This is a genomic window from Variovorax sp. 01T439_2, assembly GCF_056398445.1.
In genome coordinates this window covers 1-1,362 of sequence record NZ_JBFTPJ010001225.1, presented here as the reverse complement: position 1 = coordinate 1,362, position 1,362 = coordinate 1, and the positions used below count along the sequence as shown (strand labels likewise).

General features: G+C 60.7%; 3 protein-coding genes. All 3 read left to right on the top strand.

Annotated elements, in window-relative coordinates; translation table 11 throughout:
* On the top strand, window positions 1-117 hold a 117-nt coding region (locus AC1DOC_RS33785; RefSeq protein ID WP_478131583.1), incomplete at its 5' end, for a preprotein translocase subunit SecE.
* Window positions 118-729, top strand: coding sequence for a transcription termination/antitermination protein NusG (nusG, locus tag AC1DOC_RS33780; RefSeq protein WP_012745746.1), 612 nt, complete (start codon window positions 118-120; stop codon window positions 727-729).
* A gap of 136 nt (window positions 730-865) precedes the next feature.
* The gene (gene rplK, locus AC1DOC_RS33775; RefSeq protein WP_012745747.1) at window positions 866-1,297 is read left to right on the top strand and encodes a 50S ribosomal protein L11; all 432 of its coding nucleotides are present in this window, start codon (window positions 866-868) and stop codon (window positions 1,295-1,297) included.
* The last annotated feature ends 65 nt before the right edge of the window (window positions 1,298-1,362 follow it).

Genomic DNA, 1,362 nt, shown 5'->3' with positions numbered 1-1,362 from the left:
ATGCAGATGACGGCTTATGTGTTTGCCTTCGTGGCCGTCATGTCCGTTTTCCTCTGGCTCACCGACAAGACGCTCGAATGGGTGTTTTTCGACCTCATTCTGGGCTGGAGAAAATAAATGACCGACGACGTAGTTGAAACCACGCCGAGCAGCCCCGAGGAAGAAAACACCTCCGTGCTGGCTCCCGCCGCCAACCCCGATCTGCGTTGGTACGTGGTGCATGCCTATTCGGGCATGGAAAAGGCCGTCGAGCGCAACATCATCGAGCGCATCAACCGTGCCGGCATGCAGGACAAGTTCGGCCGCATCCTGGTGCCGACCGAAGAGGTGGTCGAAATCAAGAACGGCCAGAAGCGCACCACCGAGCGCCGCTTCTTCCCGGGCTACGTGCTGGTCGAAATGATCATGGACGACGAGAGCTGGCACCTGGTGAAGCACACCAACAAGGTGACGGGCTTCGTTGGCGGCGCCAAGAACCGTCCGGCCCCGATCTCGCAGAAAGAGGTCGAAGGCATCGTCAGCCAGATGCAGCAGGGCACCGAGAAGCCGCGCCACAAGGTCGAGTTCACCGTCGGCGAATTCGTGCGCGTCAAGGAAGGCCCGTTCACCGACTTCAACGGCACCGTCGAGGAAGTCAACTACGAGAAGAGCAAGGTCAGCGTGTCGGTCATGATCTTCGGCCGCGCGACGCCCGTGGAGCTCGAGTTCAGCCAGGTCGAGAAGACCTGAGCCCCGCCGGTCCCCGGACCGGAACCATTCCCGGCTGCGCGTTGTCCGACTCGGCGCGCGGCCTTGATCGAAGAGTCGTTCAACCCCGGGGAGCCGCGGCGAAAGCCAAGGCGATATCACCCGCAAGGAGCAAAGCATGGCGAAAAAAATCGTCGGCTTCATCAAGCTGCAAGTGCCAGCTGGTAAGGCCAACCCGTCACCACCCATCGGTCCCGCACTGGGCCAGCGTGGTTTGAACATCATGGAGTTCTGCAAGGCGTTCAACGCGCAGACCCAGAGCGTCGAGCCTGGTCTGCCGCTGCCGGTGGTTATCACCGCGTTCGCTGACAAGAGCTTCACCTTCATCATCAAGACGCCGCCGGCGATCACCTTGATCAAGAAGGCCATCAAGCTGGACAAGGGCTCGGCCCGTCCGCACACCGACAAGGTCGGCAAGATCACGCGCGCACAGCTCGAAGAGATCGCCAAGACCAAGATGAAGGACCTGACTGCCGCCGACCTGGACGCAGCAGTTCGCACCATCGCCGGCTCTGCCCGTTCGATGGGCGTGAATGTGGAGGGCGTGTAAATGGCCAAGATCACCAAGAAGCAAAAAGCGCTCGCAGGCAAGGTCGACAGCAACAAGCTGTACCC

Excerpts from the sequence above, each read along its gene's own strand:
- nusG (WP_012745746.1), top strand. The coding sequence starts at position 118 with ATGACCGACGACGTAGTTGAAACCACGCCGAGCAGCCCCGAGGAAGAA.
- rplK (WP_012745747.1), top strand. The coding sequence starts at position 866 with ATGGCGAAAAAAATCGTCGGCTTCATCAAGCTGCAAGTGCCAGCTGGT.